Below are 7,638 nucleotides of genomic sequence, written 5' to 3' on the forward strand. Positions count from 1 at the left end.
TTATTTGCAACAATAATATTCCATCAAGTAATAACAGAAATTAATTTTAGTATCGAATAATCTTTTCAGGAATTAACATAATCCGTGGCAAAGTCTCTGTTTTCCCTTAAAGCAATAAAAGGGTGGCAACATTCAATCACTGGCAAAATAACGCAATTCTTGCTGGCGGGTATCGTTATTGCGTTTAGTGCTGGCGCGTTTACCAACTGGAGCCTGATAGATAACTTTTCTTATCAGCAGTGGGTACAGCGGGCTGAAGCGAATGCACAGATTATGACCTACATCATCCGCAACGTGTATACCACCGTTTCGGTCGAAACCAGCGATGCAGGGCAGATATCCCGCATTGTCTCCGACAGACAGATTGGTGACACCGACTCTATTATGCAAACCGGTTATAACCCGGTTGACGTTCTGGCACTGGCATCAGTACAGACGCATAGCCCCACCTGGTTGTTTCTGTATACGCCGGAGAAAGGGTTTGTTGGCATCAACAACAAGTCAGAAGAGGGTGAAGGGATCATCTCTTTCCCCGGTCGTCTGCCGCGCGATGTGCTGGGTAACTACTATGTTGGCTTCGCCCAAATTAATGGCGAAGAGTGCTTTATCAGCGCCGTTCCTATTTTGACGCCTTCAGGTGAGATCCTCGGTAGCCTGATTAGCAGCATTGGAAAAAAAAGCGATCTCTACGCCACCTACGATGCGATGCTGAAAAAAAGCAGTATCATTTTCGTCCTGATTTTGCTGGTAACGCTGGCACTGGTCACGATGTTTATGCGCCGTTTATTCCGTCCGGTTCCGCTGCTGATTAACTCCCTTACCCGCATCGCCCATGAAGAGACGGACTGTATAACGCCCTATCTTGATCAGGACGATGAGATTGGACATCTGGCCGGGGCGATTGAAAAATTGCGCGTCGCCATGAAAGAACGCGGCTATCTGCAACGAATGCATGAAATGTCGCAAAAGATGGAGCATATGGCCCATCATGATTCACTGACCGGATTGCCCAACCGCGTTTCGTTTGGCCAGGCGTTAGATAAACGCGTCAGTGAAATCCATCAGGACGAAAAACCATTTAACCTGCTGTTGATTGACCTCGACAACTTCAAACCAGTAAACGACACCTTTGGTCATAAAGCGGGCGATGAGCTGTTAATCAGCGTTGCCCAGCGCCTGCAGCTCTTGCTGGGACCTAACGATATCGCAGCGCGTCTGGGCGGTGATGAATTCGCCATTCTGCAACATGTCAGCGATAACGCCATCAAAGAAGCGAATCGGCTGGCGAAGCGGATTATTCGTGCGCTGAGCACCCCGTTTACCTGGAGCACGCATACTTTTTCCATCAGCTGCAGTATCGGTATCACCACCGCGCCGTATCAGGGCAATAATACCTCGACGTTGATGATCAATGCCGACCTTGCCATGTACGCCTCAAAACATCATGGCCGGGGTTGCTTCCATTTCTTCGAAGACGGCATGGTGATGAAGCATACCCACAGTCTGTTTATTAATCAGGAAATCATCGATGGTATTGATAACAAGGAATTCGAGCTTCATTACCAGCCGATCATCAATCTGGAAGATGAAAGCGTATATGGCTACGAATCGCTGATACGCTGGAATCATCCCACCAAGGGTCTGATTTACCCTGATTATTTTATCAACATCGCCGAGAACTCCGGTCTGATTGTCCGTTTGGGCGAATGGATTATTCGTCAGTCCTGTGAAGCCGCTGCCAAATGGCCGGAACGTATCAGGGTAGCCGTCAATATATCGGCCTACCAGCTGCACAGTCCGGGGCTGGTTGACGTTATCAAAGATGCGTTACGCATCAGTCAACTTTCAGCCGAGCGCCTTGAAATAGAAATTACTGAATCCGAAAAGCTGGATAAGTCGATTGCCTTACCCGTGCTGCAAGAGATTCGCTCTCTGGGCATTGAAATCGCGATGGATGATTTAGGCACCGGCTACGCGGCACTGGATTATCTGCTGATCTATCCTTTCACTCGCATCAAGATTGCGCGCACGCTGGTCGACAAGCTTCAGCAAGATAATGCCAGTCAGTATTTGATTGTGATGCTGATTCAGTTTGCCCATAAGTACAATATGTCGGTCACCGCTGAAGGGGTAGAAACCGCGCAGCAGCGTGACATTCTGCGCGACATTGAGTGCCAGAATGTGCAAGGCTATTTCTTTAGCTATCCGCTGCGCGAGCGTGAAGTGCTTTCCGCATTTGCCAAAGAGGTCATTGAAGAAGGACTGTGCAATGTCTGACTTCTTTCGCCCGGTAAAGCGCATGCTGACGATTTTTGCCCTGTTAATTGTTTCAGCAACGCCATGCTTAGCAGGCTCAGCCCTGCCGTTGCACACGCTGGAGCAAATCGCCAGCAAGAAAAGCATTACCCTTGGTTATCAGGATGATGCGTTTCCTTTCTCCTGGCAGAATGGCAACGTACCTGCCGGCTATTCCATTGATATTTGCAACAGTATCGTCAGCGCGCTCAAGACAAAACTTCAGCTTAAAAACCTGAAGGTTGAGTGGGTAAAAGCTAACTCGGCATCGCAGTTTGTCCTGATTAAAAATCACATGGCAGACATCATGTGTATCCCGGCCTTTTATTCGAAAAGTCGCCACAGCATTAGCGAGTTCTCGCTGCCGTTTTATTTTTCAAGTACCCGCTTCGTCATGCGTAAAAATGAAAGCAACGACAATCTGGCAGAGCTTTCCGGACATAGCGTACTGGTAAAAAGCGGCACGATTTACGTTGAGCAACTGCAAAAAGTGAATGCCGCCAATGACCTGGATATTAATATTCAACTCGATACCAACAACATTACCGCCTTCAATGAACTGAAGAATGGTGAGTATTCTGCACTGATCTCCAGTACGGTTTTACTCAAAGGGATGATCGCGCAAACGCCTAATCCTGGAGACTATAAACTTTCCGACATTGCGCTCAGCGCCCCGCTACCGGCCGGCTTGTTACTCCCGTTACACGATAAAGAATTTAAAGAATTTGTTGATGGCACTCTCTCCTCGCTGATGGCCAGCAACGAATTTACTGCGCTGTACAATAAATGGTTTCAGTCACCGATCCCGCCGAAAGCCATTAATTTAAACATTCCCATGTCAGATAACCTGAAAGCATTAACGTCTGCTAAAAAGAAGATCAGTTTTGATTATGAAAAATATAATTAATCGTGAGATGACAAGGGTGAACCGCATAGTGCAATGGCTGTTTTTACTGGCAGGCATCGGTATCACCCCCGCGCTGATGGCGCAGCAGAACGCCGCGACGCTCGATCATATTCAGAACAGCAGCGTGCTCAACGTGGGTTATCGCCAGCTGCCACCGTTTTCTTTTACTGACCACAATGGCAAAGTCACGGGTTATACCATCGCGGTATGTAACATGATTGCCGATAAGTTGCGCCAGTATTTGAAGCTCAACAGCTTAACCATTCATTATATTCCCGTGAATTTTGCAGAACGCTTCTCCGCATTAAACACACGGAAAATAGATATGGACTGTGGTGTAAATACCAATGCGCCGGAGCGGACCTCCAGCGTTTCATTTTCGCTCAACTACTACACCGCGAAAATGCGCATCATCTCTTTGCGTAAAAATAATATAAATTCAATTGCCGATCTAAAAGGACGCACGGTGAGTCTGACCGGTAGCTCTAAAGATTTGCTGGAATTTAATAAAGCCAACAGAGAGCAACACCTTAATATTTCAACGATTACCACCACCACCATAAACGGCGCATTTGAGAAAATGGCGCATAATGAATCCGCCGCTTTCTTTGTCGATGACATTCTGGCCTGGCCGCTGATTAATCATAGCGAGCAACCTGAACTGTTCAGCGTCTCTTCTGAGAGCATCGGCAATGAGATGCACTATGCCATTATGATGAGGAAAAACGATCCGCAGTTTGTGACGTTTGTTGACAGTACGCTGAAAGATTTTTTTGCCTCGCCGGCCAACGTGCAATTACGTAAAAAGTGGTTGTCCCCCTGGTCCTGCGAAAAGCTGAAAAACCCGTCACCGGGCAGTTGCCAGCATAGCCATTGAACATTATCCGCCGCTGCTTACGCCACCGCCTGCTACGCCTATGGAAAATCCCCGGGGCGCTGCTGCTATTGCTGTCAGTCCATTCGCTACGCGCGGCCTGGGATTTTGCCAATATTCAACAAAAGTCCGATGCGCTATATGGCCCGGCAACACCAGAAGCACAGCAACGGATCCGCGCCTGGCAACAGCTTCTGCTCCAGTTGCGTAATGCTGACGAGCAAACGCAATTACGCGCTGTAAACCAATTCTTTAACGAGAAGATCCGCTATACCGAAGATATTGATGTCTGGCATAACGTCGATTACTGGGCGACCCCTATCGAGTCGCTGCGCAAAGGTGAGGCGGATTGTGAAGACTACGCAATCGCCAAATATTTCACCCTCCGCCAGTTGGGCGTGTCAGAAGACAAACTTCGCATCACCTACGTTAAAGCCCTGCGTTTAAATCGCGCGCATATGGTGCTCACCTGGTACGCCACCCCTGGGGCGATTCCTCTGGTGCTCGACAGCCTGACCAGCACCATTTCGCCTGCTACGCAGCGCATGGACTTATTACCCGTCTACTCCTTTAACAACACCGGCCTTTGGCTTCCCGGCAATCAAAACAATAAACGCGTTGGGGACAGCAAGAGGCTTTCTCGCTGGCAGCAAGTTTTCACCAAAATGCGGGAAGAAGGCTTCCCGATGGATAAATAGGAATCGCCCGTGTCTCTTTTTAAACAGTTACTTCTGGCAATCTCTCTCTTTATGATGGTTGTGTTCAGCGGCAATTTTATTGTGACGCTGGAGAGTTCTCGCAATCAGTCCAATAACCAACTCCTTTCACATGCCCAGGATGCCGCAACGGCGCTAGGCGTTTCGCTGACGCCCAACGTCAACGACCCGGCAATGATCGAGCTGATGGTCAGCTCCATTTTCGATAGCGGTTACTACAAAAAAATCCGCATCGTCGATCTGGCAAACGGCAAAATAATGCTTGAGCGTAGCGCGGTAGCGACAATTCCCGACGTTCCCGGTTGGTTCGTCGATCTGGTGGATGTCACCCCGCAAACCGGTGAAGCAACGATTATGCGCGGCTGGCAGCAGGCAGCTCGCGTGGAAGTGACCAGCGATCCTATCTTTGCCGTGCAGCGTCTGTGGGACAATACCTTAGGCAATCTATTGTGGATGCTGTCCTGTAGCCTTGCCTGCTTAATCGCCGGTATTCTGCTGCTGCGCAAACTGCTGCGCCCACTCAATTACATGGCAAAACAATCCGAAGCTATTACCCGTCGCGAGTTTCTGACGCTCCACGAGTTACCCAAAACGCCGGAATTACGCCGCGTTGTAGGAGCCATGAATTTAATGGCAGCTAAGCTTAAATCGTTATTTGAAGAACAAGCTATCTACAGCGAACGCCTGCACAATGAAGCTTATCTCGACAGCCAGACCGGGGTAGCCAACCGCCGGGCATTCGATATGCAGCTCCAGGCGCGACTGAGTGATGCCGATACCGCACCAGGATATCTGATGCTGGTTCGCGTTCAGGATTTAGGTGGCCTGAATCAGCGCTTTGGCGGACCGCATACTGATAAGCTGTTGCTCAACATCGCCAACCTGCTGAACGCGCACAGAGAAAAGTATGCCCCTCTCGACAGCACGCTCGCCCGCATTCGCGGCGGTGAATTCGCCATACTCTGCCCTGGCGTGACGCACGGAGAAATGCTGGAGCTGTGTAATTCATTGTCTCAGAAACTCACGGCCTTTTACGCTACTGGAATGTCAGACCAACAGCCGGTTGCCTATACCAGCATGGTGCCATTCAGCGCCGGAGAAAATGCCCAGTCATTGCTGATCCAGGCCGATCGCCTGCTGGTTGAAGCGGAAACACACACCAACCATCAGGTCGTTCCTACCACCGAAATACCTGCAGCTACAGAAGATCAGCATTTGTGGTTTGTTCGTCTGGAGCATGCGCTGACAAATCAACAGTTTCAGTTGGTTTATCAGCCGGTGGTCGATTGCCGCCAGCCGGACAAAATCCTGCATTACAAGGTACTGTCGCGCATTATTGATGAGCAGGGTAACGCCATTACCGCGGGGCGGTTCTTGCCCTGGATCCACCGCTTTGGCTGGAGTCATCGACTCGATAAAGTCATGTTGAAGCTCACATTGAACCAGTTGAAAACCGCGCCGGGAAAACTAGCGTTGAGTATTTCTGGCAGTTCTGTCGCCAGCGCTACCGCCATTGCAGACCTGCTCAATCCGTTACGGTACTCACCGAAATTAGCCAGCAAGCTGATTCTGGAACTGGATGAAAATCAGTTACCAGGCCCCCATCAGATGGCGGCATTTGTTAAAGCCGTAGGTCAGCATCGCTGCGCGCTGGGACTGCAACACTTCGGTAGCCGTTTCGATATGATCGGTCATCTGTCGCAATGGGGTCTTGCCTATCTGAAAATCGACAGCAGCTATATCCGCAAAATTGATGAGGAAAATGATAAGCGTTTGTTTATTGAAGTATTGTGCAGTGCCACGCGCAGTATTGATTTGCCGCTCATTGCCGAGCGAGTTGAAACGGAAGGTGAGCTTATGGTGCTGCAAGAATTAGGGATTGATGGAGCAATGGGGCAATTATTAGGTGAGCCCGCACCATTGTGATAAAACTGGCGTCTTGATACGCCTTTGTATAGCCGGATGGCGCTACGCTTATCCGGCCTTGTATTATCCTCTCTGTGCAGAGAGGGCCGGCCAGTTCTCCCTGCCATGCCGTCCGCATGCCGTATCCGGCCTTAGGTTAACAACCTGTATTGTAGATTTATGCAGCGGACTGCCGTTCTCCACAAGTGACAAACCGGACAGTATCATGGACCGGTTTTCCCGGTAATCCGCATTCACAAGGTTGGTCTCACTATGGAACAGGAACTTCATTTTATCGGTATTGACGTCTCTAAAGCCAAGCTGGATGTCGATGTGCTGCGTCCCGATGGCCGTCACCGCAGTAAAAAATTTGCGAACACCCTGAAGGGCCACAATGAACTCCTCCACTGGCTCAACAGCCATAACGTGGCGCCGGCGCATATCTGTATGGAAGCCACCAGTACGTATATGGAAGACGTGGCCGCCCATCTCAGTGATGCCGGATTCACCGTCTCCATCATCAATCCTGCCCTCGGCAAAGCCTTCGCACAGAGCGAGGGGCTGCGCAGCAAAACCGATGCCGTTGATGCCCGCATGCTGGCAGAGTTTTGCCGTCAGAAGCGCCCGGCAGTCTGGGAAGCTCCGCATCCGGTTGAACGGGCGTTACGGGCACTGGTGCTGCGCCATCAGTCACTGACGGATATGCGTACGCAGGAACTGAATCGCCTTGAGACAGCACGTGAGGTACAGCGTCCGAGTATCGACGCTCATCTGCTGTGGCTTCATGCCGAAATTAAACGCATCGAAAAGCAGATAAAGGACCTGACGGATGACGACCCGGACATGAAACACCGCAGGAAGCTGCTGGAAAGTATCCCGGGTATCGGGGAAAAGACGTCGGCGGTGCTGCTGGCTTATGTGGGACTGAAGGACAGGTTCAG

At 50.1% G+C, this 7,638-nt stretch carries 6 protein-coding genes; all 6 read left to right on the plus strand.

Annotated features, from left to right (window positions below; all coding sequences use genetic code 11):
* Window positions 1-84: 84 nt before the first annotated feature.
* Window positions 85-2,277: a putative bifunctional diguanylate cyclase/phosphodiesterase gene (locus tag OGX83_RS22730; protein ID WP_032944783.1), complete on the plus strand. Its 2,193-nt coding sequence runs from the start codon at window positions 85-87 to the stop codon at window positions 2,275-2,277.
* Window positions 2,270-3,202: an amino acid ABC transporter substrate-binding protein gene (locus OGX83_RS22735; protein WP_032941732.1), complete on the plus strand. Its 933-nt coding sequence runs from the start codon at window positions 2,270-2,272 to the stop codon at window positions 3,200-3,202. The genes OGX83_RS22730 and OGX83_RS22735 overlap by 8 nt, the downstream gene beginning before the upstream one ends.
* Window positions 3,203-3,209: 7 nt before the next feature.
* Window positions 3,210-4,079, plus strand: coding sequence for a transporter substrate-binding domain-containing protein (locus OGX83_RS22740; protein WP_225280790.1), 870 nt, complete (start codon window positions 3,210-3,212; stop codon window positions 4,077-4,079).
* A 2-nt stretch (window positions 4,080-4,081) separates the two neighbouring features.
* A complete protein-coding gene (gene lapG, locus OGX83_RS22745) occupies window positions 4,082-4,774 on the plus strand; it encodes a cysteine protease LapG (protein ID WP_032945487.1) in 693 nt (230 codons plus the stop codon).
* 9 nt (window positions 4,775-4,783) lie between these two features.
* Window positions 4,784-6,718: a cyclic di-GMP receptor LapD gene (gene lapD / locus OGX83_RS22750; protein ID WP_234692881.1), complete on the plus strand. Its 1,935-nt coding sequence runs from the start codon at window positions 4,784-4,786 to the stop codon at window positions 6,716-6,718.
* 252 nt (window positions 6,719-6,970) lie between these two features.
* The coding region (locus OGX83_RS22755; RefSeq protein ID WP_286587435.1) for an IS110 family RNA-guided transposase at window positions 6,971-7,638 on the plus strand (668 nt) is incomplete at its 3' end.

The organism is Citrobacter sp. Cpo074 (assembly GCF_030332745.1).
Lineage (GTDB): Bacteria > Pseudomonadota > Gammaproteobacteria > Enterobacterales > Enterobacteriaceae > Citrobacter > Citrobacter portucalensis.